Source organism: Bacillus sp. F2HM, from assembly GCF_019266135.1.
Classification (GTDB): domain Bacteria; phylum Bacillota; class Bacilli; order Bacillales; family Bacillaceae; genus Bacillus; species Bacillus safensis.
Genome location: NZ_LRMO01000048.1, coordinates 1 through 1054, shown reverse-complemented (window position 1 = coordinate 1054; position 1054 = coordinate 1). Strand labels below are relative to the sequence as shown.

Below are 1054 nucleotides of genomic sequence, written 5' to 3'. Positions count from 1 at the left end.
GTGTTGCCAACCTCGGTGATGACTTCACTGGGAAAGGTGCCGATAACATTAAAAGTTTCTATAAAGAGCTCGCTGGAAATGTAGACATGTTTATCAGCTTCATTGATAAGCAAAAAGCCTTTCATGAAGGTGTTTCTGGAACACTGGATGATACGAGCTTTGGCGGCGATACCTTTATAGAAGAACACTTTTTAGACAACGCAGTACATATGGGCATCAAGAATGCCAAAAGCATTGTAAAGGATCAAAAAAAGGCACTCAAAACGATTTTTCAAGACATTGATGACCTCATTTCCCTAGAGGTATTTGATAGCCAAACCTTTGATGAAAAAATAGAAGATGCGGAAGATGAACGAAAAAAGACGGTCAAAGATCTAAGAGAGCTTGATCAAAATTTAAAAGATGAATATGCTTTGTCAGAGACGGAACAGCAAGCTACAATGGCATTGTACGCTGAAATGATGAATGCGACAAATTACGGAAAAGCGATTTCGCCTATGAATTTTGACAAGAAAGCGTATCAAAATAGCGAAATCTACAAGGCAAAAAGCGATATTGAGAAGCAAACTTCTGAATATCTGAAAATCAAAAAAGAACAAGAAGAAGCCCGCGAAATCGCAAAGGAACAAGAAGCACTCGCCAACCGCCCTTGGTATGAAAAAGCCCTCGATTATGGTGGAAACATCGTGAATGAACTGACCGGCGTGAACGATGCAAAACGTGCCGCAACAGGCGTTGATCCAATCACAGGCGAGGAACTCACCGCAGGACAGCGAGTCGCGGCAGGAGGCATGGCAGCAGCAGGCTACATCCCAATCGTCGGCTGGGCAGGCCGCATTTTCAAAGGCGGAAAAGCTGTCTATAAAACGGCCCAAGCCACATCAGCCGCAGTCAGGGCAGTTGACATCTATAAGACATCACAAAAATCCTTTGACGCCCTGAAAACATCGCAAAAAGGTTTATATGGACTCACCGCCACCAACGGCTTCAGCGAAGCAATTACAGGCCGAGACATGTTTGGAAACAAGATCTCAAAAGAACAGCAGGAAGCGAG

Annotated in this window: 1 protein-coding gene; it reads left to right on the top strand. The window is 43.9% G+C overall.

Annotated elements, in window-relative coordinates; genetic code table 11:
• A partial coding sequence (locus AWT60_RS18435; protein ID WP_218677606.1) for a T7SS effector LXG polymorphic toxin occupies nucleotides 1–1054 on the top strand: 1054 nt, incomplete at both ends.